General features: G+C 72.6%; 22 protein-coding genes. 13 read left to right on the top strand and 9 right to left on the bottom strand.

The genetic code is table 11. From position 1 onward, the window contains the following. The first annotated feature begins 2 nt into the window (after positions 1-2). Both nth and ACZ6R9_RS03120 read left to right on the top strand, forming a co-directional pair. Positions 3-878, top strand: a complete 876-nt coding sequence (gene nth / locus ACZ6R9_RS03125) for an endonuclease III (protein WP_465536188.1) — start codon at positions 3-5, stop codon at positions 876-878. Next, positions 875-1,570 carry an NUDIX hydrolase gene (locus ACZ6R9_RS03120; RefSeq protein ID WP_380487965.1) on the top strand — a complete coding sequence of 232 codons (696 nt, stop codon included), beginning with the start codon at positions 875-877 and terminating at the stop codon, positions 1,568-1,570. The genes nth and ACZ6R9_RS03120 overlap by 4 nt, the downstream gene beginning before the upstream one ends. Positions 1,571-1,577: 7 nt before the next feature. Here ACZ6R9_RS03120 and ACZ6R9_RS03115 read toward each other — a convergent pair whose 3' ends face one another. Continuing rightward, entirely contained in the window at positions 1,578-2,384 is an 807-nt protein-coding gene (locus ACZ6R9_RS03115; protein ID WP_465536186.1) for a DUF4389 domain-containing protein, read from the bottom strand. A gap of 145 nt (positions 2,385-2,529) precedes the next feature. On the opposite strand from ACZ6R9_RS03115, the gene ACZ6R9_RS03110 reads away from it, so the two are divergent. Beyond that, positions 2,530-3,714, top strand: a complete 1,185-nt coding sequence (locus ACZ6R9_RS03110) for a MarP family serine protease (RefSeq protein ID WP_380487969.1) — start codon at positions 2,530-2,532, stop codon at positions 3,712-3,714. A 125-nt stretch (positions 3,715-3,839) separates the two neighbouring features. Further along, positions 3,840-4,538 carry a metal-dependent hydrolase gene (locus tag ACZ6R9_RS03105; protein ID WP_380487971.1) on the top strand — a complete coding sequence of 233 codons (699 nt, stop codon included), beginning with the start codon at positions 3,840-3,842 and terminating at the stop codon, positions 4,536-4,538. Between the two features lie 69 nt (positions 4,539-4,607). Here ACZ6R9_RS03105 and ACZ6R9_RS03100 read toward each other — a convergent pair whose 3' ends face one another. The 5 genes from ACZ6R9_RS03100 to acs all read right to left on the bottom strand — a co-directional run bounded on the left by ACZ6R9_RS03100 (position 4,608) and on the right by acs (position 10,052). After that, the gene (locus tag ACZ6R9_RS03100; protein ID WP_380487972.1) at positions 4,608-4,802 is read right to left on the bottom strand and encodes a hypothetical protein; all 195 of its coding nucleotides are present in this window, start codon (positions 4,800-4,802) and stop codon (positions 4,608-4,610) included. A 130-nt stretch (positions 4,803-4,932) separates the two neighbouring features. After that, the gene (locus ACZ6R9_RS03095) at positions 4,933-5,880 is read right to left on the bottom strand and encodes an alpha/beta fold hydrolase (protein ID WP_380487989.1); all 948 of its coding nucleotides are present in this window, start codon (positions 5,878-5,880) and stop codon (positions 4,933-4,935) included. 99 nt (positions 5,881-5,979) lie between these two features. Then, positions 5,980-6,456 (bottom strand): phage holin family protein, encoded by a 477-nt coding sequence (locus ACZ6R9_RS03090; protein ID WP_380487974.1) that lies wholly within the window; start codon positions 6,454-6,456, stop codon positions 5,980-5,982. A gap of 124 nt (positions 6,457-6,580) precedes the next feature. Beyond that, complete coding sequence (gene nhaA, locus ACZ6R9_RS03085) at positions 6,581-7,897, bottom strand: Na+/H+ antiporter NhaA (RefSeq protein WP_380487976.1); 1,317 nt, start codon at positions 7,895-7,897, stop codon at positions 6,581-6,583. Between the two features lie 202 nt (positions 7,898-8,099). After that, positions 8,100-10,052: an acetate--CoA ligase gene (gene acs / locus ACZ6R9_RS03080; RefSeq protein WP_380487978.1), complete on the bottom strand. Its 1,953-nt coding sequence runs from the start codon at positions 10,050-10,052 to the stop codon at positions 8,100-8,102. A 308-nt stretch (positions 10,053-10,360) separates the two neighbouring features. Between acs and ACZ6R9_RS03075 the strand changes: the two genes are divergently transcribed. Continuing rightward, entirely contained in the window at positions 10,361-10,882 is a 522-nt protein-coding gene (locus ACZ6R9_RS03075) for a C40 family peptidase (protein ID WP_465536181.1), read from the top strand. 179 nt (positions 10,883-11,061) lie between these two features. On the opposite strand, the gene ACZ6R9_RS03070 is transcribed toward ACZ6R9_RS03075, so the two are convergent. Both ACZ6R9_RS03070 and ACZ6R9_RS03065 read right to left on the bottom strand, forming a co-directional pair. Further along, positions 11,062-13,437: a SulP family inorganic anion transporter gene (locus ACZ6R9_RS03070; protein WP_465536179.1), complete on the bottom strand. Its 2,376-nt coding sequence runs from the start codon at positions 13,435-13,437 to the stop codon at positions 11,062-11,064. Between the two features lie 336 nt (positions 13,438-13,773). Next, entirely contained in the window at positions 13,774-14,760 is a 987-nt protein-coding gene (locus ACZ6R9_RS03065; RefSeq protein WP_380488387.1) for an ATP-binding protein, read from the bottom strand. 269 nt (positions 14,761-15,029) lie between these two features. On the opposite strand from ACZ6R9_RS03065, the gene ACZ6R9_RS03060 reads away from it, so the two are divergent. Continuing rightward, entirely contained in the window at positions 15,030-15,911 is an 882-nt protein-coding gene (locus ACZ6R9_RS03060; RefSeq protein WP_380488386.1) for a Fic family protein, read from the top strand. Positions 15,912-16,385: 474 nt separating this feature from the next. On the opposite strand, the gene ACZ6R9_RS03055 is transcribed toward ACZ6R9_RS03060, so the two are convergent. Beyond that, positions 16,386-17,225 (bottom strand): HAD family hydrolase, encoded by an 840-nt coding sequence (locus ACZ6R9_RS03055; RefSeq protein ID WP_465536796.1) that lies wholly within the window; start codon positions 17,223-17,225, stop codon positions 16,386-16,388. A gap of 638 nt (positions 17,226-17,863) precedes the next feature. Here ACZ6R9_RS03055 and ssd point away from each other — a divergent pair. The 7 genes from ssd to ACZ6R9_RS03020 all read left to right on the top strand — a co-directional run bounded on the left by ssd (position 17,864) and on the right by ACZ6R9_RS03020 (position 23,776). Next, the gene (gene ssd, locus ACZ6R9_RS03050; RefSeq protein WP_380488385.1) at positions 17,864-18,964 is read left to right on the top strand and encodes a septum site-determining protein Ssd; all 1,101 of its coding nucleotides are present in this window, start codon (positions 17,864-17,866) and stop codon (positions 18,962-18,964) included. 9 nt (positions 18,965-18,973) lie between these two features. Continuing rightward, on the top strand, positions 18,974-20,515 hold the full coding sequence (locus ACZ6R9_RS03045; protein ID WP_465536176.1) for a TadA family conjugal transfer-associated ATPase: 1,542 nt from the start codon (positions 18,974-18,976) through the stop codon (positions 20,513-20,515). A 94-nt stretch (positions 20,516-20,609) separates the two neighbouring features. Then, positions 20,610-21,731, top strand: a complete 1,122-nt coding sequence (locus ACZ6R9_RS03040) for a type II secretion system F family protein (RefSeq protein ID WP_465536174.1) — start codon at positions 20,610-20,612, stop codon at positions 21,729-21,731. A gap of 161 nt (positions 21,732-21,892) precedes the next feature. Beyond that, the gene (locus ACZ6R9_RS03035) at positions 21,893-22,672 is read left to right on the top strand and encodes a type II secretion system F family protein (RefSeq protein WP_465536794.1); all 780 of its coding nucleotides are present in this window, start codon (positions 21,893-21,895) and stop codon (positions 22,670-22,672) included. 45 nt (positions 22,673-22,717) lie between these two features. Next, entirely contained in the window at positions 22,718-22,969 is a 252-nt protein-coding gene (locus tag ACZ6R9_RS03030; protein WP_465536172.1) for a DUF4244 domain-containing protein, read from the top strand. After that, on the top strand, positions 22,959-23,345 hold the full coding sequence (locus ACZ6R9_RS03025) for a TadE family type IV pilus minor pilin (RefSeq protein ID WP_465536170.1): 387 nt from the start codon (positions 22,959-22,961) through the stop codon (positions 23,343-23,345). Before ACZ6R9_RS03030 ends, ACZ6R9_RS03025 begins: the two co-directional genes overlap by 11 nt. A gap of 23 nt (positions 23,346-23,368) precedes the next feature. Beyond that, positions 23,369-23,776 carry an Rv3654c family TadE-like protein gene (locus ACZ6R9_RS03020; protein WP_465536168.1) on the top strand — a complete coding sequence of 136 codons (408 nt, stop codon included), beginning with the start codon at positions 23,369-23,371 and terminating at the stop codon, positions 23,774-23,776. Positions 23,777-23,787 lie beyond the last annotated feature (11 nt).

The raw sequence follows: 23,787 nt of genomic DNA, 5'->3' as shown, positions 1-23,787 counted from the left end.
GCATGGCAGAGAGCAAGGTCGCGAAGGCCGGGCGGAAGAAGCCCGAGACGCACCTGGGGATGGTGCGCCGGGCCCGGAAGATCAACCGTGAACTGGCGCAGCTGTACCCCTACGCGCACCCGGAGCTGGACTTCGACGGTCCGTTCCAACTTCTGGTGGCGACGGTGCTGTCGGCGCAGACCACGGACCTGAGGGTCAATCAGACCACCCCGGCGCTGTTCGCCAAGTACCCGACGCCGGAGGACCTCGCGGCGGCCGTCCCCGAGGAGCTGGAGGAGATCGTCCGCCCGACGGGGTTCTTCCGCGCCAAGGCGAAGTCGCTGATCGGCCTGTCGATCGCGCTCCGCGACCGCTACGACGGCGAGGTGCCGCGCAAGCTGGAGGATCTGGTCACCCTCCCCGGCGTGGGCCGCAAGACCGCCAACGTCGTCATCGGGAACGCGTTCGGTGGCGCCGGAATCACCGTGGACACGCACTTCGGACGCCTCGCCCGCCGCTTCGGCTGGACCACCGCCGAGGACCCGGAGCAGGTCGAGGCCGACGTCATGGCGATCTTCCCGAAGTCGGAGTGGACGATGCTCTCGCACCGGGTGGTGTTCCACGGCCGCCGGGTCTGCCACGCCCGCAAGCCCGCCTGCGGGGCGTGCCCGATCGCGCCGCTCTGCCCGTCGTACGGCACCGGCGAGACCGATCCCGAGCAGGCCCGCAAGCTGCTCAAGTACGAGCTCGCCGGACAGCCCGGCCAGCGCCTGCGCCCCCCGGCCGACTTCCCGGGCGAGGCGGCGGCCCGCGCCGAGGTCGCGGCCGGACACCCGTTGCCCGACACCGCCCCGGACGCGGTACGGGCGGCCCGAAAGAACGTGGGGGGCAAGGCATGACGGGGCCCGCGGTACTTCGGGACGGCCTGCCCGAGTGGCTGCTGCCGGTGCGCGACGCCGCCGAGCGGGCGGTGCCGGAGCAGCTGAGCCGGTTCCTGCCACCCGCCGAGGGCGGCCGGCCGTCGGCGGTGCTGATGCTGTTCGGCGAGGGCCCGACCGGCCCGGACCTGCTGATGATCGAACGGGCCCGCAGCCTGCGCTCGCACGCCGGCCAGCCGTCCTTCCCCGGCGGCGCGCTGGACCCGGAGGACGGCGACCCGGCCACCGCGGGCCCGTTGGCGGCGGCGCTGCGCGAGGCCACCGAGGAGACCGGGCTCGACCCGTCGGGTGTGCAGTTGTTCGCCCGGCTGCCCGCGCTGTACATCCCGGTCAGCGGCTTCGTGGTGACGCCGGTGCTCGGCTGGTGGCGGCGCGAGTCGCCGGTCGCGGTGGTGGACCCGGCGGAGACCGGCGCGGTGTTCCGGGTGCCGCTGGCGGAGCTGACCGAACCGGCGAACCGGGCCCGGCTGCGCCACCCGTCAGGTTTCACCGGCCCGGCGTTCCAGGTGGCCGGCCGCCTGGTGTGGGGCTTCACGGCGGGAGTGATCGACCGGGTGCTGCACTTCAGCGGCCTGGAGCGGCCCTGGGACGACAGGCGCACCGTCGAACTCTCCGAGGAGGCCGTGGCCCTGTCGCTGCGGCCCCGCTCCTGACCGCCCCTCAGCGTCCGACGCGCAGCGGGGCGAGCGTCGAGATCACGTCTCCGGTGTCGGGGTTCTTGTCCCCGGTGTGCCACTCGTCGGTCGCCGAGCCGACCGCCCACGAGGCCGCCCCGAGCACCAGGTAGATCACCAGCAGCGCCTTCGCGGCCCCGGTCAGCACCAGCGGCCGGGTCGCGGAGTGCTGCGGCTCGGTGTTCGGCGGGTCGCCGAACACGTCCTTGGGGTAGGCGGAGGTGAGCATCATCAGGTAGGCCTGGAACCGCATCCGGTAGCGCAGCACGGCGGCGGTGGCCTCGAACAGCGCCTGTGGCATCCGGCCCATGATCAGCACGATCAGCCAGTGGACGACGGACAGCGTCCACCAGCCGGCCTGCAGCAGGCCCTGGATGATCGCGGCCGGGATGGCCAGCAGCAGCCGGAAGAACACCGCGAGCCGGTTCAGCTCCTCGCCGGGCCGCACCTCGATCCGCACCGGATGCTCGGACGCGTCGAAGCTGAACGGCGGGTAGCGGTCGACCAGCAGCAGCATCGAGGCGTAGACCCTGGTGTCGTACGCCAGGAACCCCGACAGCCACTCCGCGGCGAACCGGGGGAGCCGCCCGGTGAACAGCGCGCCGAACCAGCCGATCACCGCGACCACGAAGGCCACGATCGACAGCAGCCACAGCACGATGAACTGCGGGATCAGCAGCAACAGACGCAGCAGTACGGTGAACCGGTTCTGGCGGGCGGACGGTGGGAGGTCGAGGGCCGGCTGGAATTCGGCGCGGTCCACGACGGGTACGTCCCACCTGGGCTGTTCCATGGCACGACTCCCTGGTCCCTCGTCAGCTGTCCGGATGATCAGACAGTCGCAACCAATCCGGGCGCGTTGCCCGCCGGGCTGACCCGATCGGGCGACCACCGGTGGCCGGTGTCCCCCGCCCGGTGGGACGTGGGAGGGTATCCGGGTGAACGTCCTGGATCTGCTGCTGATCGCCGCCGCACTGGGCTTCGCCGTCTCCGGCTATCGGCAGGGCTTCGTGGTCGGCGTGCTCTCGGTGCTCGGCTTCCTCGGCGGCGGCCTGATCGCAGTCCAGCTGCTCCCGCTGGTACTGCGCCACCTCTCCCCGGGCACCACCGCCTCGGTGGTGGCGGTCGTGGTGGTGATCGTGCTCGCCGCGATCGGCCAGGCGATCACCACCCACTTCGGCTGGAAGCTGCGCGGACGGCTCGGCCGCGGCAAGGTCAAGGCCCTGGACGCGGTCGGCGGCTCCCTGGTGAACGTGCTGTCGATGCTGCTGGTGGCCTGGCTGATCGGCTCGGCGCTGGCGGGCACCTCGCTGCCGACGGTCTCCAAGCAGGTGCGCACCTCCAAGGTGCTCGGCTCGGTGCAGTCGGCGCTGCCGTCCGACGCCCCGAACTGGTTCTCCGACTTCAGCAAGGAACTCGCCCGCAACGGCTTCCCGCAGGTGTTCAACCCGTTCGAACAGGAGCCGATCACCGAGGTGGAGCCGCCCGACCCGGCGCTGGCCGGCAGCGCCGGCGTGCAGAAGGCCAAGGGCTCACTGGTGAAGGTGCTGGGCACCGCCCCCTCCTGCGGCAAGACCTTGGAAGGCTCCGGCTTCGTGTTCGCCCCGCACCGGGTGATGACCAACGCGCACGTGGTCGGCGGCGTCGACGAGCCGACCGTGCAGATCGGCGGCACCGGCCAGCTCTACGACGCCACCGTGGTCCGCTACGACTGGCAGCGCGACATCGCCGTACTGGACGTCCCCCGGCTGAACGCCCCGCCGCTGACCTTCGCCGGCGAGGCGCGGACCAACGACTCGGCGATCGTCGCGGGCTTCCCCGAGAACGGCGCCTTCAACGTCCAGCCCGCCCGCATCCGCGGCCGCATCCAGGCCAACGGCCCGGACATCTACCACCGCGGCCAGGTGGTCCGCGACGTCTACTCGGTCCGCTCGCTGGTCCGCCAGGGCAACAGCGGCGGCCCGCTGCTCACCCCGGACGGCCAGGTGTACGGCGTGGTGTTCGCCAAGTCCCTGGACAGCTCCGACACCGGCTACGTGCTGACCGCCGCCGAGGTGAAGGAGGACGTCATCCAGGGCGCCACTGCCACCGGCAAGGTCGGCACCGAGGGCTGCGCGCTCTGACCGCGCGCCCGCCGCTCGTTCCCTGACGACCCGTCGGCCTGCCTGGTAGCGTCGGCCGAGCTCACCCGAACGGCCCAGCCGGGCCGCCCCGGCGGAGCCCGACGGGAGGTTCGACAGACGTCATGATGGGTCATTCGCACGCGGTCAGCGGCGCCCTGCTGTTCGCGGCCACCGCGCCGTTCGTCCCCCCGCTGATGGGCATGCACCTGACGCCGGCGGACGTGTTGATGGGCACCGTGCTGTGCGCCGGTGCGGCGCTGCTGCCGGACCTCGACCACCACGACGGGACGATCGCCAACTTCCTCGGCCCGGTCTCCAAGGCGCTGTGCCGCTTCGTCGCCTGGGCCTCCGGCGGCCACCGGCACGCCACCCACTCGCTGCTGTTCGTCGCGCTGATGGGCGGCGGAAGCTGGGCCGGCATCACCTTCCTGGGCCGCTGGTTCACCATCGGCCTGACCTTCTTCCTGCTCGCCATGGCGATCAAGGCGCTGCGCCTGCACCCGCCGGGCCACGGGCACGCGCCCTGGATCATCGTGGTCGGCCTGGCCGCGCTCGGTACCTTCGGCATGCTCACCTGGCTGCCCAACGCCCCGGGCTGGCTGCCGTACGCGGTGGCCCTGGGCACCCTGGCGCACCTGCTCGGCGACTGCCTGACCAAGCAGGGCTCGCCGCTGCTGTGGCCGCACAAGGAGCGCTACGAGGTGGTGCTGATCAAGCGCACCGGCAATGACATGGAGACCAAGATCCTGGTCCCGGTGATGTCGGTGGCGACCTTCGGGCTGCTGCTCTGGTCCACCGCGATCTCGCCGAGCGTGCTGGGCTGAGACTCTTCGCAGGCGCGAAACGCAGGCGCCCCTGATTTCGCGCCGCCTGCGTTTCGCGCCTGCCGGCCCTCAGCCCTCCCGGCGCAGCCTCGCGCCGACCCAGCGGGCGCGCCGTCCGATGATCTTCGGAATGCCGAGCCGGTATCCCGCGCTGCGTGGCGTCCGCTCGGTCGGCTCGTAGGGCCAGTCCGGCTGCGGAACGTGCTGCTGCGAGCTGCTGCTGCCACGGCGGCTTCGGCGCGGCTGGGCTTCTCGATCGGGCATCCAGGTCATACCGGAGGGATTCCCTGGGGCCGCCCGGAGTAACCGCTCCGATGCCATGCGGCTGGCGTATGCGTTTGTCATATGAACGCCGTCAACTCCGTGGCAGCGCGCCGGGGTTGGCGCCGGACGCTCAGCCGTCCTTGTGCTGCCGGACCCACCCGATCAGCTCCGCCGTGAACTCCTCCGGCACCTCCTCGTGCGGGAAGTGCCCGACCCCCGGCAGTAGCCGCCACCGGTACGGCGCGGAGACGAACTCGCCCGCCCCCAGCGCGGTGCGCGACAGCAGCACCGGGTCGGCGGCACCCTGCACGTGCAGCACCGGCGCGGTGACCTGCTTCTTCATCCGGCGCGCGAACTGGATGCCGTCCGGCCGGGCCATCGAGCGCATCAGCCAGCGGTACGGCTCGATCGAGCAGTGCGCGGTGCTGGGCACCTGGATCGCCTCGCGGTACGACGTCACCGCCTCCTCGGGCAGCGTGTTCGGCCCCGTCCAGGCCCGCAGGTAGTCGCCGACCAGCGCCCCGTCGTCCGCGACCAGCCGGCGTTCCGGGATCCACGGCCGCTGGAAGCCCAGCACGTGCTCGAACGCGGCGATCTGCCGACGGTCGGTGAGCAGCGCCCGCCGCAGGTGCCGCGGGTGCGCGGCCGACACCACCGTCAGGCTGCGGATCACCGAGGGACGCATCACCGCGGCCACCCAGGCCAGCGTGCCACCGGTGCCGTGGCCCACCAGGTGCGCCTGCCGCTCGCCGAGCGAACGGATCACGCCGGTGACGTCCAGCGCCAGGTTGCCGGGGTCGTAGCCGCGCGGGGTGCGGTCCGAACCGCCCATCCCGCGCAGGTCCAGCGCCACTGCCCGGAAGCCCGCCTCGGCGAGCGCCGTCAACTGGTGCCGCCACGCCCACCAGTACTCGGGCCAGCCGTGCACCAGCAGCACCAGCGGGCCCTCGCCGAGCTCGGCGATGTGGAAACGCGCGCCGTTCGCGGCCAGATCGCGGTGCGTCCACGGCCCCGCCGAGCGCACGCTCCACGGCTCCCCGGCACCCGGCCGGACGGGAACGGAGGCGGGCTCATCCACGGGCTTCTGGTCCAACGACATACCCGCAGCCTGTCATACCCGGGCCCTCCGTACCTGCCCGGCACTCACAGCCGGGCGCAAACCGTTACCGGCCGTCGGTCACTGGATCCGGCCCAGCGCCCGGTCGATCTCCTCCTTGGTGGCCGGCCGCGGCCGGGCGTTCTTCAGCACCTCCGCGGTGGCCTGCGCCCCGGCGATGGTGCGCTCCGGCTTCCGGACCTTCTTGAAGTACCGGATCATCATGAACGCCAGCAGCAGCGCGATCACCACGTACGCGCCACCGACGATGGCGAACGACCAGCCGGTGGTGATGCCCAGCGCCTGCAGGCCCCAGGCGAAGGCGAAGGAGAACATCGGGATCGACGCCAGTGCCACCACACCGGCCACCACCCCGGCCGCGGTGCCGATGCCGCCCCGCACCACGTCCGCCTTGATCTCGGCCTTGGCCAGCGCGATCTCGTCGTGCACCAGGCTGGAGAGCTCGGCGGAGGCGGCGGCGAACAGCTCGCCGACGGTACGCTCACCCTCGTGCGGGATGCGGCCGTTGCCGTTCGGGTTGGTGGCTCCTGCGGCCATCGGCGGTCTCCACTTCGCGGGCTGGGTGCGGCGCGCTGAGGGTGCGTCACGCACGGGTGTCAGCTCAGCATCATGCCCCTACCGGCGAGTCGGGCACCACTCCGGGTCCCCGCCGGACGGCGTGTCACCCCCGCTGTTGGTACACATCGGGGATGCCGTCGCCGTCCGAATCGCGCTCCTCGTCCTCGACCAACTGCCGGTAGTACCGGTTGCGGCGCTTGAGCAGCAGGGTGCCGACCACCGCGCAGGTCAGCGAGCCGACCAGGACGGCCTCCTTGCACAGCTCGGCCAGGTGCGGGTCGTCCACGAACGCCAGGTCGCTGATCAGCAGCGACACCGTGAAACCGATGCCCGCCACGGTGGCCAGCGCGAACATGTCGGACCAGGTCAGCTGCGGGTTCAGGGTGGCCCTGGTGTAGCGGGCGGCCAGCCAGGTGCCGCCGAAGATACCCACCGACTTGCCGACCAGCAGACCGATCACGATGCCCAGCGGCGCCGCCTCGGTGAACACCTCGCCCAGCACCTTCGCGGACACCGGCACCCCCGCCGCGAACAGCGCGAACATCGGCACCGCGAACCCCGCCGACAGCGGACGCACCAGGTGCTCGACGTGTTCGCCGGGGGAGTGCTCCTCGCCCTCCTCGCGGTGGCAGCGCAGGATCAGGCCCATCGCCACACCGGCCACCGTCGCGTGGATGCCGCTCTCGTGCATCAGCGCCCAGATCACCAGGCCCAGCGGCACCATCACCCACCAGCGGCCCAGCCCGTGCCGGTGCAGGAACCAGAACAGCACCAGCCCCGCCAGTGCCGCGCCCAGCGCCCAGAAGGTGATCCCGGCCGAGTAGAAGACCGCGATGATCAGGATCGCGATCAGGTCGTCCACCACCGCCAGGGTCAGCAGGAACGCCCGCAGCGCCGACGGCAGGTGGCTGCCCACCACGGCCAGCACGCCCAGCGCGAACGCGATGTCGGTGGCGGTCGGGATCGCCCAGCCCGCCGGGTGGCCGTCGCCGACCACGTTCACCACCGTGTACAGCACCGCGGGCAGCGCCACACCGCACACCGCCGCCACCACCGGCAGCAGCGCCGCGCTCGGCGTGCGCAGCTCCCCGGCCACGAACTCGCGTTTCAGCTCGATGCCCGCGACGAAGAAGAAGATCGTCAGCAGTCCGTCCTGCACCCAGGCCTCCAGCGGGAGGTTCAGATGCAGCGGCGCGGACGGGCCGAAGGTCAGTTCGCGGACCGTCTCGTAGGCGTGCGGCCAGACGTTCGCCCAGACCAGTGCGACCAGGGCGGCGCCCAGCAGCAGGATCCCGCCGACCGTCTCGGTGCGCAGCGCGTCGGCGAGAAATCGGCGTTCGGGCAGCGGGAGCAGACCGAGGAACTGGCGGCGCTCGTTGGACGGGCTGGCCAAGGGGGGACCTCCTGAGGCGGGCGGCATGCGGACACACGGGTGGTGCAGTGCCGACCAGACTTCCCGGCGCGCCTCAGAACTTTGATGATTCCTTGACATCCTACGGGGCGCGGCAAGGGGTATGTCGTTCTGTCTTACTTTATGAGTATTTGGTCCTCCAGGAACGACAACGGGCCGGGCCCGCCCCGAGATCTCACGGAGCGGGCCCGGCCCAGTGGCTGACGGTGGATCAGACCTGGGTGCCGCCCGGCAGCTGGGACTGGATCAGGTTCATCACCGCGGAGTCGGCCAGCGTGGTGGTGTCGCCCACCTCGCGGCCCTCGGCGATGTCGCGCAGCAGGCGGCGCATGATCTTGCCGGAGCGGGTCTTCGGCAGCTCGGAGACCACCTTGATCTGCTTCGGCTTGGCGATCGGGCCGAGCGTCCTGCCCACGTGGTTGCGCAGCTCCGCGATCAGGTCGGCGCTGTCGCTGGCGCTGCCGCGCAGGATCACGAACGCCACGATCGCCTGGCCGGTGGTGGGGTCGCTGGCGCCGACCACCGCGGACTCGGCCACCGCCGGGTGGCCGACCAGCGCCGACTCGACCTCGGTGGTCGAGATGTTGTGGCCGGACACCAGCATCACGTCGTCCACCCGGCCGAGCAGCCAGATGTCGCCGTCCTCGTCCTTCTTCGCACCGTCACCGGCGAAGTAGCGGCCCTCGAACCGCGACCAGTAGGTGTCGATGTAGCGCTGGTCGTCGCCCCAGATGGTGCGCAGCATGGACGGCCACGGCTCGGTCAGCACCAGGTAGCCGCCGGAGCCGTTGGGCACCTCGCGGGCCTCGTCGTCCACCACGGTGGCGGCGATGCCCGGCAGGGCGCGCTGGGCCGAGCCCGGCTTGGTCTCGGTGACACCCGGCAGCGGGCTGATCATGATCGCGCCGGTCTCGGTCTGCCACCAGGTGTCGACGATGGGGGTCTTGCCCGCGCCGATGTGCTCCCGGTACCAGACCCACGCCTCCGGGTTGATCGGCTCGCCGACCGAACCCAGCACCCGCAGGCTCGACAGGTCGAAGCGGGCCGGGATGTCGTCGCCCCACTTCATGAAGGTGCGGATCGCGGTGGGCGCGGTGTAGAGGATGGTGACGCCGTACTTCTGCACGATCTCCCAGAACCGGCCCTGGTGCGGGGTGTCCGGGGTGCCCTCGTAGATCACCTGGGTGGCGCCGTTGGAGAGCGGGCCGTAGACGATGTACGAGTGGCCGGTGACCCAGCCGATGTCGGCGGTGCACCAGTAGACGTCGGTCTCCGGCTTCAGGTCGAACACCGCGTGGTGGGTGTAGCTCGCCTGGGTCAGGTAGCCGCCGGAGGTGTGCAGGATGCCCTTGGGCTTACCGGTGGTGCCCGAGGTGTACAGGATGAACAGCGGCTGCTCGGCGTCGTGCGCCTCGGGGGTGTGCTCCGCGGACTGGCCGTCGACCAGCTCGTGCCACCAGACGTCGCGGCCCTCGGTCCAGGCCACCTCCTCGCCGGTGCGGCGCACGACCAGGACCTTCTCCACGCCGTCGACCTTGGTCAGCGCCTCATCGATGGCCGGCTTCAGCGCGGACGGCTTGCCGCGGCGGTAGCCGCCGTCGGCGGTGATCACCACCTTGGCGTCGGCGTCCTGGATGCGGGAGGCGACCGCGTCGGCCGAGAAGCCGCCGAAGACCACCGAGTGGGCGGCGCCGATGCGGGCGCAGGCGAGCATCGAGACCACCGCCTCGGGGATCATCGGCAGGTAGACGGCGACCCGGTCGCCCTTGGCCACGCCCAGCTCCAGCAGGGCGTTGGCGGCCTTGGAGACCTCGTCCTTCAGCTGCGCGTAGGTGATGGCCCGGCTGTCGCCCGGCTCACCCTCGAAGTGGATCGCGACCCGGTCGCCGTTGCCGGCCTCCACGTGCCGGTCGACGCAGTTGTACGCCACGTTGAGCTTGCCGTCCGCGAACCACTTGGCGAACGGCGGGTTCGACCAGTCCAGGGTCTCGGTGGGCTCGACCGCCCAGCTCAGCCGGCGGGCCTGCTCGGCCCAGAAGGCCAGCCGGTCCTCGGAGGCCTGGGCGTAGGCGTCGGCGGTGACGTTGGCGGAGGCGGCGAGCTCCGCGGGCGGGGCGAAGCGCCGCTCCTCCTTGAGCAGGTTGGCCAGGCTCTCGTTGCTCAACGCGCACTCCTCATCGAGTCTCAAATACCGGGAACCCCGTGCGGAGGATGGTCCCGTGTGTCCCAGCGCACAGCTCACCAGGCCAAGTGCCGTGTTGACAAGAGGCTCCCGAAAATTGGTGTAGACCTTTGATCGACTGCAGGCCGCGCCCCTGATGGACACCTCCGACAACGCTCGGCCGGTCCTCCCGACGACTTCCCGCCCCCAGGGTCGATCAATCCCGCGCAGCACCTTGACGACCCCCGGCCCCGGTACTCCACTGTCAGTACGCAACCCATCACCGTACGCGACAGTGACGGGGGTTCTGCATGACCGACACCTCACCCCGGCCCGGCGACTTCGCGGTCGTCCGCATGGTCGGCCGCACCGGCCGCCTGATCCGGATCGGACAGTTCCTCAACGGCGACGGATTCTCCGACTACGAGCACGCCTTCGTCTTTGTCGGCGACGGCCTCGTGGTCGAAGCCCAACCCGGCGGAGCGGCGCTCGATCCGCTCAGCGACTACGACGGACAGCCCGTGCTCTGGTCCACCGGCCGCATACCGCTCACCGACGACCAGCGCACCGCCATCACCACCGCTGCCCGCTCCTACCTGGGCACCCCCTACTCCTTCGCCGACTACCTCGCCCTCGCCGCCGCCCGCCTGCACCTTCCCGCGGGCCCGCCGCTGCGCAAGTACGTGGCCTCCACCAAGCACATGATCTGCTCGCAACTCGTCGACCAGTGCTACCAGGACGCCGGCATCCACCTCTTCGACGACCACCGCTGGCCCGGCTACGTCACCCCCGCGGACCTGGCCAACCTGATCAAGCACCGCACCGGCGGTTGACGCACAATCAGGGGCGCTGGAGAAGTCTCCACGCGCCCCTGTCTTCTTCTGTGCGACCGGCAGTTGGCGGCCTGCGGCTGGTGGCCGGGTGGCCTGAATCCAGGTGCCTGCGTCCGGTGGCCGGTGGCCGGTGGCTGCGGGTCTGCGTCCGGCGGCCGGTGGCTGCGGGCCGGGGTTTGCTACGCGGCCAGCTCCGGTTCCGATGTGCGGTCGGCTGCCTGTTCGGTCTCCGCGTGCACCGGCGCGAAGCGGCCGGACTGACTGTCCATCACATAGGCCTGGGCGGTGGCGAGGTCGAAGAACATTCCGACCAGGCGCAGCGACCCGTTCGACACCCGGCGCTCAACGGCCGGGTTGGCCATCAACTGCTCGAGCTGCTGCACCACGTTGGTGATGCACAGCTGCTCGACCACATCCACCGCCGCGCGGCCCTCGAACTCCGCGGGGGCCCGCCGCAGTCGGGCCAGCGATCCGCGGCCGTTGCGCAGCCACCGGGCCAAGGCCGTGGGTGGCCCCGCCTGCTCCGTCACCCCGTCCAGCAGGGCCTTCATCGCGCCGCAGCCGGAGTGCCCGCAGACCGTGATCGAGGCGACCTCCAGCACCTCCACGGCGTACTGGACGGCCGCGGCCACCGAATCGTCGGCCGCGCCCGGCTCGTACGGGGCGGGCACCAGGTTGCCGACATTGCGGACGGTGAAGAGATCGCCCGGGCCGGAGCTGGTGATCATGCTGGTGACCATCCGGGAGTCCGCGCAGGTGAGGAAGAGCTGCGAGGGAGCCTGGCCGTCGCGGGCCAGCCGGGCCAGCTCCTGGCGGACCAGCGGGGCGGTGTGCTGCTGGAAGCCGCGTACGCCGTGCAGCAGCCGGACGTGCGGATCGTCCTCGTTCTGCTCGATGCAGTGATGGCCCACCCAGGGCGTCCAGGCGCTGCAGCGGTGCCCGCCCGGGGCGTCGTCGACCAGGACGGTGCCGTCGGGGTCGAGCACCTCCTGTGCCTGACGGTCGGTCAGCATCGAGACCTGGGCCCCCGTGGCCTGGTGGCCGACGCGCCAGGCGTGCAGTGCCTCGAACGCGGCGTGGTCGAGGAAGGAGCCGTCGTGCCGGACCGTCACCCAGGCGCCGGCAGGGACCCGGGCGAACGCCCGGCTCAGCCTGGGCACGGCCACGAACGTCAGCGGACCGTGGGTGCGGACGGTGCAGGAGCCGTCCGGTTCGGTGATCACCTCGACGTGCGCCCGCGTCAGCCGGTAGAGGGCGAGCAGCACGGCGACCGAGCCGCCGAGGACCACCCCGAGCGGGACGCCGAGCAGCACCACGCCGAGCACGGTGGCCAGGTAGACCGGGAACTCGCGGTGCCGGTGCACCCGGCGGATGTGCGCGAAACTCACCATCTGCACGCCGACCACCAGCACCAGCGCGGCGAGTGCGGCCAGCGGGATCCTGCGCAGCCCGGCGGTCAGTGCCAACGCGGCGACCAGCACCCAGCAGCCGTGCAGCACCGCCGACATCCGGGTAGCCGCCCCGGCCTGCACATTGGCGGTGGAGCGCACCGCGCCGCCGGCCACCGGGAGGCCGCCGAGCAGCCCGGAGAGCAGGTTGGACACGCCCTGGGCGCGCAGTTCGCGGTCCAGGTCGCCGGATCGGCGGGTCATCCGGTCTACGGCGACGGAGGACAGCAGGGACTCGACACCGGCCACGGCGGCGACCGTGAGCACCAGGCCGAGCAGGGCCGCCCAGTGGCCGACCAGCATTCCTGGCGATGGTGGCGCGAAGAACTGGTGGTGCTCCCAGACCGGGAGCTCGACCCGGGCCAGGCGCAGTTCGGCGATCAGCGAGAGCGTGGTGGCGGCGGCGACCGCGACCAGGGCGGCGGGCAGCCGGGCCAGTCCGGTGCCGATCCGGCCGGCCGCGCCCGGCAGCCGGCCGAGCCTCGGCCAGCCGTAGAGCACCGTGAGGGCGAGCAGGCCGACCACCAGCGCGGGTGGGTGCGCGCCGGCCAGCTCGCCGGGCAGCGAGCGCAGGTCGGCGAGGGCCGAACTCTGTGGCGAACCACCGAGGATGACGTGCAGTTGGGCGATCGCGATGGTGAGGCCCACTCCGGCCAGCAGGCCGTGCACCACGGCGGGGGAGACCGCGAGCGCGGCGCGGGCCACCCGCAGCGAGCCGAGCAGCAGTTGCAGCAGACCGGCGGAGACCGTCACCAGGCAGGCGATCTGCCAGCCGTACTGGGCGATCACCCCGGCGGTGACCACGGTGAGTGCGGCCGAGGGCCCGCTGACCTGCAGATGGGTGCCGCCGAGCAGGCCGGCCACCAGCCCGCCGACGGCGGCCGCGACCAGACCCGACGTCAGCGGCGCGCCGGTGGCCAGCGCGATACCGAGCGAGAACGGCACCGCGATCAGGAACACCGCGAGCGAGGCCGGCAGATCGTGCGCCAGCAGCGCGCGCACCCGCTGCCCGGCGGAGGTGCCCCCGGCCGAGGCGGCAGGGGTGCCCGGCGGGGCGTGGTCGGTGGTGTCGGAGGCGATGGGGGCGCTGGAAATGTCGAGGGTCATGTCTCTTCCCGTCTTCTTCCGGGGGAACGAACGCAGTCAGGTCCGGCGGTGGGGTCTCGGTCGGATCGGCTGTCGTGGGTCGCAGCGGGTGTGGCGGGGCGGCCGGGCGATGGGTGGCCGCGCGGGGCCCGGGGCGCGCGGCGAGGCCAGTGGCGACCCGGGTTCAAGACTTGGTAAACCGAGAGTAATGAGACCTTTGCACAGCGTGCGCGTTCGGTGGAAGCGCAAAAAGGGCTTTTCACCACATCGTGTGGTACCCGAACCAAGTGGGAATTCGTCGGAAACGCCCAGGGGCCGGTCCGTCCAGCAGGACGGACCGGCCCCTGGGCGGGTGGTTCAGACCCCGGCGGTCCGGGCCTGTTCGGCGCCCAGCACGTAGCCGGGGTCCACCTGGGTGGCCAGGTCCGCGCCGATCTTGGCGTTGCCCCAGCTCTCCGCGTTGCGCAGGTGGAAGCGGACTGCCTGGGCGCTGTAGCGGCCGCGGTCGCGCAGCTGGTGGGAGGCGTCCGCGGCGGTCCGGAGCCGGCCCAGCACCTCGCGGTTGGCCGGCTCCAGCTCGCGCAGCGGCGGCTCGTCCCCGCGCTCCAGCCGCCGCACCCAGTCGGAGTGCCCGAACGAGGCGTACAGGTCGTCGCCGACCTCGCGGCGCAGGAACTCGAGGTCGTCCGCGCTCTGCACCTTGTTGCCGATGACTCGCAGGTGCACGTCGAAGTCCTGGGCGTACTCCTTGTACTGGCGGTACACCGAGACGCCCTTGCGGGTGGGTTCGGCAACCAGGAAAGTCAGGTCGAAGCGGGTGAACAGGCCGGAGGCGAACGAGTCGGAGCCTGCCGTCATGTCGGTGACCAGATACTCGTCCGGGCCGTCCAGCAGGTGGTTGAGCAGCAGTTCCACCGCGCCGACCTTGGAGTGGTAGCAGGCCACTCCGAGGTCCTCCTCGGTGAATGCGCCGGTCGCCAGCAGCCGCACCGAGCCCTCGTCCAGGGCGACCGGCCGGGCGCAGGCCGCGTACACCGGGTTCTCCTCGACGATCCGCAGCAGCCGGGAGCCGGGGCCCGGCGGGGTGGTCTTGATCATCTCCTCGGCGGAGCGAATCAACGGGTTGGTGCCGCGCAGGTACTCCTTGATCTCCGGCAGGTGCGCGCCGAGCGAGGGCAGTGAGGCGGTCTGAGCATCCGTCAGGCCGAGGGCCTGGCCCAGATGTTGGTTGATGTCGGCATCGACGGCGACCACCGGGCAGCCGGCGGCGGCCAGGTGGCGGATGAACAGTGCGGACAGGGTGGTCTTGCCGCTGCCGCCCTTGCCGACGAAGGCGATCTTCATCTGAGTCTCCGGCTCTGTGGCTCTGTAGTGCTGTAGCTCTGGGGTGCTGTGGCGCTGTGTGCCACGGGCTGTCGTCGGGGTGCGATGGCATCGGGGTGCGATGGCACTGCCGCCACGACGGGCGCTTGTTGGAAATCGTTATCGTCACCGATTGCGGTCATGCTAGCGGTGGTTTGGGGTGTCGCACATGGGGGAAGGGCGGATTGCCACGAAAGGGTGACCCGGGGGTTGCTGCCCAGGAGTTCCGGCGATTCATTACTCTCGGGTAGGTGACCACAGGAACAGACCCGCTCGCCCCGCTGGCCCAGCTGGCCGGGGTCCCCGAGGCCGTCGCCGAGGTGCGCAAGAACGTCGACCGTCTCTACGGACACCGCGTGATGCGGCGCCGGGCGGGCGAGGTGACGTCCGAGTCGGCACTGCGCGGCGCCCGCGCCTCTGCCGCCCTGGAGGGCGCCGACTGGCCGCTGGAGGAGGTCCGCCGCCGCACCGACTTCGGCGCCGACCCCGAGGCCCGGACGGTCGGCGCGGCCCTGCGCCTCTCCGCCGAGACCGGCCAGCTGCTCAGCATCTGGCGCACCTCCCCGCTCCAAGTGCTGGCCCGCCTCCACCTGCTTGCCGTCGGCGACGCCGACCCGTCCGCCGGCCGCCCGCGCCGGGCCGGCGAGAGTGCCGCGCCGCTGTTCCCGCGCGAACTCGCCGCCACCGAAGGCGCCGCACTCGACGGACCGGTCGGCGAACTCCCGCCGCCGCCCCCGGCCGACGAGGCGGCCGCCCGCCTCGACCAGCTCGCCGGGTTGCTGGCCGCCCGCGCCGAACGCCCCACCGGCGGCGCGCCCGCCCTGGTGGTCGCCGCCGTCGTCCACGGTGAACTGCTCGCGCTGCGTCCCTTCGGCAGCTACAACGGCCTGGTCGCCCGGGCCGCCCAGCGGATCGTGCTGACCGCCGAGGGGCTCGACCCGAAGGCGATCTGCCCCGCCGAGGTCGGCCTCGCCGAACTCGGCACCGCCGCCTACCGGCAGGCCCTGCTGGGCTACCTGGAGGGCACCCCCGAGGGCATGGCCCGCTGGCTCACCCACTGCGCCGCCGGGCTCGGCCTCGGTGTCCGCGAGAGTACCGCGGTGTGCGAGGCGATGCAGCGCGGAATGGTCTGACTTTCTGATCAACTGGGCCGAGCGGAGCGGTGCGGCTCGAACGGGAAGGCCCAGCAGCGCAGTTGCGGCGACGTCCGAGACTTCCGGGCGTCGCCGCTGGCACGGAGACCGGGTTACCAGTGCATGCACCGTGCAATGCCCATCAGGCGGGGTCCTGTTGCCCTTCGCCTGGTGCGGCGGCCCGACAGCGGGTCGGCTGCATGTGGGTGCCCAGTTGTCCGTACGTGGGTCCGTGGGGCCTGAACTGCGTTGTCGGAACGACCCCTTTGGGGTCCTGACCGGGTCTCGCGGGCCTAACCCATTTCTACCGCAGATCGGACAAAAGGGGAACCCGAAAAGGGCTACTTTGACGGGTTCCCGTGCGGTTTGTCCGATATGGCGAACCGTCGCCCGACGCAAGGCCGTTCCTCCTCGCGTCGGGTCGTTCCACCTCGCGCAGGATCGTTCCGCCGGTGCGCGGCCGGTGGCGCGGCCTCAGGCCACTGGACGCCGGCGCCGGGCGCCGTACCAGAGCACCCCGGCCGTCAGCGCCGCCGCGCCGACCGCCACCGCGGCCAGCACCGAACGGCTGGGCGCGTGGAACTCCGGGAGTCTGCGCGTCAGTTCGACCGGTCGGCTGAACGCCAGCACCGGCCACTCGCGGGCCACCGCCTCCTTGCGCAGCGCCCGGTCCGGGTTCACCGCTGCCGGGTGGCCGACCGCCTCCAGCATCGGCAGATCGGTCGAGGAGTCGCTGTACGCATAGCAGTTGGCGAGGTCGTAGCCCTCCCGCTCGGCCAGCTCGCGGATCGCGATGGCCTTGTTGTCGGCGTACGCGTAGTACTCGATCTCGCCGGTGTAGCGGCCGTCCTCGACGTGCAGGCGGGTGGCGATCACGTGGTCGGCGCCCAGCAGTTGGCCGATCGGCTCGACCACCTCGGAGCCCGAACTGCTGACGATCACCACGTCCCGACCGGCCGCGTGGTGCTGCTCGATCAGCGAGGCCGCCTCGTCGTAGATGATCGGGTCGATCATGCCGTGCAGCGTCTCCGCGACGATCTCCCGCACCTGCTGGACGTTCCAGCCTCGGGTGAGCGCCGACAGGTAGGCCCGCATTTTCTCCATCTGGTCGTGGTCCGCGCCGCCGACCAGGAAGACGAACTGGGCATAGGCGCTCTTCACCACGGAGCGACGGTTGATCAGGCCGCCCTGGTAGAACGGCCGGCTGAAGGCGAGCGCACTGGACTTGGCGATGATCGTCTTGTCGAGGTCGAAGAAGGCGGCGGTCCGCGGCACGCCGTACCCGGGTCGGGTGGGCGCTGTGGTGTCCGTCACGGGCTCGGTGGAGTCCGGTGCGTCGGAGTCGGCACCGCGGTCGGCGAAGTCGGCGTTCTCGGTGGTGTCCACGGGAACCGAGGATAGAGGGATCGGCAAAACAGGCGGCCATTCGGTGGACCCACGGGCGTGCGGGTTTGTGTTTCTGGGCGGTCGGGTACACCATGGAAGTCACGGATCGTTCGCGCGACCGTGCTAACCCGGTCCGGCTCCTCCCCCCCGAGTCGGGCCGTGGATAGACGACCCCCGCTCTCCCCCCCGGCGGGGGTCGTCGCATGTCCGGGGCCATTTTCCTAGGCAATTGAGCCTCCAGGGAGTGGCGTGACGTGCGGTTCGGAGGGGGTGTTCCGGCGGTTTCCGAGCCGCTGTCGAGGGTTCTTCAGGTTCGCCCATTTGTCACTCTCCGTAGTGGATTGAGCGTCATATTGGTATCCCTGATGCGTCAATTCCGAACTGTTTAGGCCCCCGTCCGAGTGAGCTCGGTTATCCACAGGGGCGGGTTATCCACAGGCATTGCGAACTCGGCTGACGCATTCCGGGCCGTGCCTCACCGTGGTGTCCGCGCCGCCGCGCCGACCCGTCCGGGCCGCCGCGTCCGACGCGCCGTCAGACGATCCCGCACCACGCGGAGGCCCGCCTTGTCCGCATTTCTCACCGATCCGCACGCCACCGGCCCCGAGCCCCCGCCCGGGCCACTGATCATCACCGGCGACGAGACCCTCGCCGAACAGCTCACCCGCCTGTGCGCCGCCGCCGGAGCCGAACCGCGGCTGCTCAGCGGCGCCCCACCGCCCGCCCGGCTGTGGGAGAACGCCCCACTGGTGCTGGTCGGCGACGACCTCGCCGAGCAGTGCGCCGGCCTGCCCCGCCGACCCGGCGTGCTGCTGCTCGGGCTCGACCTCGACGACGGCGAGATCTGGGTCCGCGCCGTCCGGCTCGGCGCGGAGCACGTGCTGTTCCTGCCAGACGCACAGCCCTGGCTGCTCGACCGGATCGCCGACGCCACCGAAGGCGTCGGGCCACCCGCGCTCACGGTCGCCGTGCTCGGTGGACGCGGCGGCGCCGGGGCCTCCACGCTGGCCTGCGCGCTCGCGGTCCGCGCTGCCCGGGCTGGACACCGCACGATACTGATCGACGGAGACCCACTCGGCGGCGGACTCGATGTCCTGCTCGGCGCCGAACAGGCCGGCGGCCTGCGCTGGCCGGACTTGGCCGCCTCGCGCGGCCGGATCAGCGGCGCCGAGCTGGCCAGGGCGCTGCCCGAGCCGCACCGGCTCAGCGCCCTGTCCTGGGACCGCTCCGACACCCTGAGCATCCCCGCCGAAGCCATGTGCAGCGTCCTGGCCGCCGCCCGCAGACGCGGCGGGCTGGTCGTCCTCGACCTGCCCAGACACCTCGACGCGGCGGCCGCCCAGGCGCTCGAACAGTCCGACACCGGGCTGCTCGTGGTCCCCGCCGAACTGCGCGCGCTGGCTGCCGCCGACCGGGTCGCCGCGGCCGTCCGGATACGGCTCGCCGACCTGCGAGCCGTCGTCCGCACCCCCGGGCCGTCCGGCCTCACGGCCGCCGATGTCGCTCGCGGCCTGCACCTGCGCCTGGCCGGGGAACTCGCTCCCGAACCCGGCCTCGCCCTGGACGCCGAACGGGGCGCCCCGCCCGGCCTGCGGGACGGCGGGCCGCTGGCCCGGTTCTGCGGGCAATTCCTGACCGAAGCGATGCCGCCCGTCGTGGCGGCCTGAGGAGAACCCATGGCCAACCGCCTGCACGCCGTCAACACCCACCCCGAGCCCACCGACGGGCACACCAGGGAACCGAGGCCCGCCCGGCAGCCGATCACCCGCACCCACCGGCGCATCCCCGTACCCCGCGCCCGGGCCCTGCACGGTGCCCCGCCGGGGCCCGCCGAGGACGTCGCCCCGGCCGAGGCCGGCCCGCGCACCGGCCCGCCGGTTCGCTATCTGGTCCGCCGACAGCCGCCGGCCGCGCCCGAACGGGACGGGCCGCCGCCCGGCGGCCTGCCCGCGGACGGGGCCGCCGAACTCGTCGATGTCGTCCGGCTCCGGCTCGCCGAGGCGGGCGCCGCACCCACCACGGGCTCGGTCGCCGCCGCCCTGCGCGCCGCCCGGCCGCCGCTCGGCGGGGCCGACGTGCTCAACACCGTCCGCAGCCTGCGCGCCGAGATCGTCGGCGCCGGGCCGCTCGATCCGCTGCTGGCCGAACCCGGCGTCACTGACGTTCTGGTCAACGGACCCGACCAGATCTGGATCGACCGCGGCAAGGGTCTGGAGCGCGCGCCCCAGGTGCGTTTCCCGAACACCGACGCAGTCCGCCGGCTCGCCCACCGGCTGGCCACCGCCGCCGGGCGCCGCCTGGACGACGCCCGGCCCTGGGTGGACGCCCGGCTGTCCGACGGCACCAGGTTGCACGCCGTCCTCCCGCCGATCGCCGCCGACTGCACCCACATTTCGCTGCGCACCTGCCGCAGCACACCCTTCACGCTTGCCGAACTGGTGGCCGCCGGGGCCCTGCCCCCGTCCGGCGCCGACCTGTTGGCCGCCGTGCTCCGGGCCCGGCTGTCGCTGCTGATCTCCGGTGGCACCGGCAGCGGCAAGACCACCCTGCTCGCCGCACTGCTCGGGCTCGTCCCGGTCAACGAACGCATCGTGCTGGCCGAGGACTCCGCCGAACTCCGGCCGGACCATCCGCACGTCGTCCGGCTCCAGTCCCGACCGCCCAACCAGGAGTCGCTGGGTGAACTGACCCTGCGCGACCTGGTCCGACAGGCCCTCCGGATGCGACCCGACCGGCTGGTGGTCGGCGAGGTCCGCGGCGCCGAAGTGGTCGACCTGCTGGCCGCCCTCAACACCGGCCACGAAGGCGGCTGCGGCACCGTCCACGCCAACACGGCGGCCGACGTGCCCGCCCGGCTGGAAGCCCTCGGCTCTCTCGCCGGACTCGACCGGCAGTCGTTGCACAGCCAGCTCCGGGCCGGACTCGACGCCGTCGTCCACCTCGGTCGCGACCGTGCCGACGGCCGCCGCCGGGTCACCGGCCTGCACCTGCTGGTCGCCGACCCGGACGGTTTGACCGGCACCACCGCCGCCGTCCATTTCGATCGCGACGGACGCAGCCGCCCCGGCCCCGGCTGGACCAGGCTGCGGGACCTCTGCGCCGAACGCGGCGTCGAGCTGCCCCCGCACCCCGAGGCGGTCTCCGCACCCGATTCGGCCGAGCAGGACGCCGGTTCGGTTGACGCACCCTCTTGCGAAACCCCGGTGGAGGTGACATGACGCTGCGTCAGATCGAGCTGATGTGGGTGATCGGGCTCTGCGTGATCGGGGTGGCCGCGTGGCGGCTGCTGCGCTCAGAGGTCAGGAGGTCGTGATGGCAGGGGAGTTCGGAGCCCTGGCGGCGATGCCGCCGGCCGACGGCATCGCCGGCGCGGCAGCCGTGCTCGGTGCGGTCGCCGGGCTCGGCGCGGCGCTGTTCGGGGCGGTCTGGCTGACGGCGGCCCGGCACCGGCAGCGCGGTGACGGGCGGCTGCGGCGGATACTGAACGGACATCGGGTACCGGACGGCCGGCTCGCCCGGATCCGGTCCGGGTGGCGGCGACGGCGGCCGCGCTGGCTGGTGCCCGAACTGCTGCTGCTCCCGGCCGGAGCGGCGGTCGGGCAGAACACCGCCTCGGTGCTTCCGTTGATCGGGGCGGCCTGTGCGGTGATTCCGATCCGCAAATGGCGTGCCCGGTACACCGCGGGTCGCGCGGCGCGGCGAAGGGCCGCGGCGGTGATCGACCTGTGTGCCGGCCTGGCGGCCGAACTGCGCAGCGGCGCGACACCTGAGCAGGCCATGCACTCCGTGCTCTCCCGGGCCGTCCCCGACTGGGCCCGTCGGCTCGGCCCCGAGCCGACGGCCCGGCTGGCGGCGGGCCGCTACGGGGCCGACCTGGCCGCAGCCCTCCGGCTGGTGGCCGAACTGCCCGGTGGGGAGGGCGCGGCGGCGGTCGCGGCCTGCTGGCGGGTCAGCACCGAGAGCGGCACGGGGCTGGCGTTCGGCCTGGAGCAGGTCGCGGACGCGCTGCGCGCCGAACGGGCGCTCGCCGAGGAGATCGCGGGCGAACTCGCGGGTCCACGCACCACTGTGATCGTGCTGGCCGCCCTGCCTGTCGTGGGCATGGGACTGGGCGGCGCGCTCGGCGCCCACCCGGCGCAGGTCCTGCTGCACACCCCGGCGGGCCTGCTCAGCCTGCTTGCCGGGGCCGCCCTGGAGGCCGCCGGCATCGTCTGGACCGCCCGGATCGTCCGGGCGGCCGAGGATGCCCCGGCCCAGTCCCGTCCGATCCGAGCCGAAGCCCAGCCCGAGGTTCTGCGCAAGGTTCGGCCCGACCCGGTCCGGGCGGTGGCCTCCGGTTGCGGGATCTCCCGCTCCCGGCAGGACCGGTGGCTTGCCGCCGCACCCTCCCTGGCGGGGGATCAACTGGCGGTCAGGGCGGACCGGTGGGAGTGAACGGATGTGGCGGCCCCCCGGGCCCGGGGCGACCCATCCGGCGGCGTGGGGAAACCGCTCCAACCGCAGGGCGAATGATCCGAGTTCGAGTCGGCGGAGGCATCGATGGAGGTTTCGGTGGAGGTGTTGATGGAGGTCTTGGTGGAGGTGCGGTGGGTGCCATGGTGATCCTGGTGCCGGTGGCCGCCGTGGGCCTGGCCGGCGAGGCGCTGGCAGCGGTGCGTGGGCGGGCGACCCGGCGCAGGGCCGGGCGCTGCGTCCCGGCGCTGGCGTCCGTTCCCGCGAGGGCCGGCCGGGGCGGGGCGGCCGCACGGCGGGCGATCCGCTGGGTGGCGGACGACCGGCCGCTGGCCGTGCTGCTCGGGGTGTCCGCCGCCGTTCTGGTCGGCGGCTGGGCCGGCCCGGCGGTCGGGTTGGTGGCGGGCTGGGCGGGGTGGCGGTTGCTGCCCCGGGTCAGGTCGCCCGGCGAGCGGCGACGGACCGCCGAGCGGGACTGGTTGGTTCGTCAACTGCCGCTGACCGCCGAGCTGCTGGCGGCTTGTCTCGGTTCGAGCGGCTCCCCGGCCGGAGCGGCCTTCGCGGTCGCGGACAGCGTCCCGTCCCCGATGCGGGACCGCCTGTCCGGCGTCGCGGCCCAGCTGGCCCTCGGCGCCTCCCCGGAGCGTTGCTGGGAGCAACTGGCCGCCGACTGCCCGCCGATGGCCCCACTCGCCCGCTGCCTGGCCCGCACCACACTCAGCGGCGCACCACCGGCCACCGCGCTCGCCGGCCTCGCCCAGTCCCAGCGGGCGGCGGCGGCACGAGCGGCGCACGCGAGGGTCCGCCGGGCCGGCGTCCTGGCGACCGCACCGCTCGGGCTCTGCTTCCTGCCCGCATTCGTGCTGATCGGCGTGGTGCCGGTGGTGATGGGCCTGACCAGCATCTTTTCCCAGCGGCTCTGAGTCACGAGCCGCTCGAATTTCCACGCCTACGAAGGGATTTCACCGATGACGACACTGTCCCTGCCGGTCCGACCGGCGCTCGCAGTACGCGTCACCCGCCGGATCGGCGGCTGGCTGCGCCACCGGTACCGAACGATGGCGGAGGGGCCGCCGGACGCCGGGATGAGCACCGCCGAGTACGCGATCGGCACGGTGGCGGCCTGTGCCTTCGCGGCGGTGCTCTACAAGGTGGTGACCAGCGACACGGTCTCCGGCGCGCTGTCGGAGATCCTCGGCCGGGCTCTGCATGCGGCGTGAGCGCCGGGCCGGCCGCACCGGGGCGCCGGACTCGGGGATGGTCACCGCCGAGACGGCGGTGGCCCTGCCTGCCCTGGTGCTGCTCGCGGCGATGCTGATCTGGGGAGTGGCTGCCGCCGGTGCCCAGATCCGCTGTGTGGACGCGGCCCGGGCCGGTGCCCGGGCCGCCGCCCGAGGGGACGGCGATGCGGCAGCGGTTGCCGCGGCAGCCGCTCCGGAGGGTGCGAAGGTTGCCGTCGCGCTGGACGCCACCACCGCCCGGGTCACCGTCGAGGCCCCCTGCCCTGGGCCTGGTCGCCTCGCCGTTCTCCTGTCGGTCCGCCTCACCGCCACCGCGGTGAGCGCCCGCGAGGACGTGCTGACCAACGAAAGCTGAGATTCCGAGAGGAGGTGACCGCCGTGCGAGAGCGACACCGGCGGCCCATTCGGGCCGCCGAGTCCGACTGCGGGTCGGCGACGGTATGGCTGGTCGCGCTGGGCCTGCTGGGCGTGGTGGTGTTCTCGGCCTGCCTGATGGTCGGCCAGGTGGTGGTCGCGCGCCATCGCGCCGAGTCGGCGGCCGATCTGGCCGCGCTGGCCGCAGCCGACCGACTGCTGCTCGACCCGGACGGCGGCTGCGGCCGGGCAGCCGAGCTGACTCGGGCTCAGGAGCGCGCCGAACTCGTCTCCTGCCACGCCCTGCCGGACCAGGACGCGGTGGAGGTGGTCGTCCAGGTCCCGATTCGCGGCCTGCCCGTCCCGCTCGGCCCGGCGCGAGCCCGCTCCCGGGCCGGCCCGCTGTGGGCCCTGGGGCGACAACGCCGGTGAAGCGGACGGAC

The sequence above is a fragment of the Kitasatospora sp. NPDC048662 genome, from assembly GCF_055587065.1.
Note: the sequence above shows the minus strand (reverse complement) of the source record. Positions and strands in the feature narration are given on the sequence as shown.

What these genes read in the sequence shown, in the direction of transcription:
- ACZ6R9_RS03070 (WP_465536179.1), bottom strand. Translation starts at nt 13,437, where the DNA reads ATGACCCTCGACATTTCCAGCGCCCCCATCGCCTCCGACACCACCGAC.
- ACZ6R9_RS03100 (WP_380487972.1), bottom strand. Translation starts at nt 4,802, where the DNA reads ATGCCCGATCGAGAAGCCCAGCCGCGCCGAAGCCGCCGTGGCAGCAGC.
- ACZ6R9_RS03025 (WP_465536170.1), top strand. Translation starts at nt 22,959, where the DNA reads ATGCGGCGTGAGCGCCGGGCCGGCCGCACCGGGGCGCCGGACTCGGGG.
- ACZ6R9_RS03090 (WP_380487974.1), bottom strand. Translation starts at nt 6,456, where the DNA reads ATGGCCGCAGGAGCCACCAACCCGAACGGCAACGGCCGCATCCCGCAC.
- ACZ6R9_RS03105 (WP_380487971.1), top strand. Translation starts at nt 3,840, where the DNA reads ATGGGTCATTCGCACGCGGTCAGCGGCGCCCTGCTGTTCGCGGCCACC.
- ACZ6R9_RS03030 (WP_465536172.1), top strand. Translation starts at nt 22,718, where the DNA reads ATGACGACACTGTCCCTGCCGGTCCGACCGGCGCTCGCAGTACGCGTC.
- ACZ6R9_RS03120 (WP_380487965.1), top strand. Translation starts at nt 875, where the DNA reads ATGACGGGGCCCGCGGTACTTCGGGACGGCCTGCCCGAGTGGCTGCTG.
- nth (WP_465536188.1), top strand. Translation starts at nt 3, where the DNA reads ATGGCAGAGAGCAAGGTCGCGAAGGCCGGGCGGAAGAAGCCCGAGACG.
- ACZ6R9_RS03035 (WP_465536794.1), top strand. Translation starts at nt 21,893, where the DNA reads ATGGTGATCCTGGTGCCGGTGGCCGCCGTGGGCCTGGCCGGCGAGGCG.
- ACZ6R9_RS03115 (WP_465536186.1), bottom strand. Translation starts at nt 2,384, where the DNA reads ATGGAACAGCCCAGGTGGGACGTACCCGTCGTGGACCGCGCCGAATTC.
- ACZ6R9_RS03065 (WP_380488387.1), bottom strand. Translation starts at nt 14,760, where the DNA reads ATGAAGATCGCCTTCGTCGGCAAGGGCGGCAGCGGCAAGACCACCCTG.
- ACZ6R9_RS03040 (WP_465536174.1), top strand. Translation starts at nt 20,610, where the DNA reads ATGGCAGGGGAGTTCGGAGCCCTGGCGGCGATGCCGCCGGCCGACGGC.
- ACZ6R9_RS03045 (WP_465536176.1), top strand. Translation starts at nt 18,974, where the DNA reads ATGGCCAACCGCCTGCACGCCGTCAACACCCACCCCGAGCCCACCGAC.
- ACZ6R9_RS03075 (WP_465536181.1), top strand. Translation starts at nt 10,361, where the DNA reads ATGACCGACACCTCACCCCGGCCCGGCGACTTCGCGGTCGTCCGCATG.
- nhaA (WP_380487976.1), bottom strand. Translation starts at nt 7,897, where the DNA reads ATGCCGCCCGCCTCAGGAGGTCCCCCCTTGGCCAGCCCGTCCAACGAG.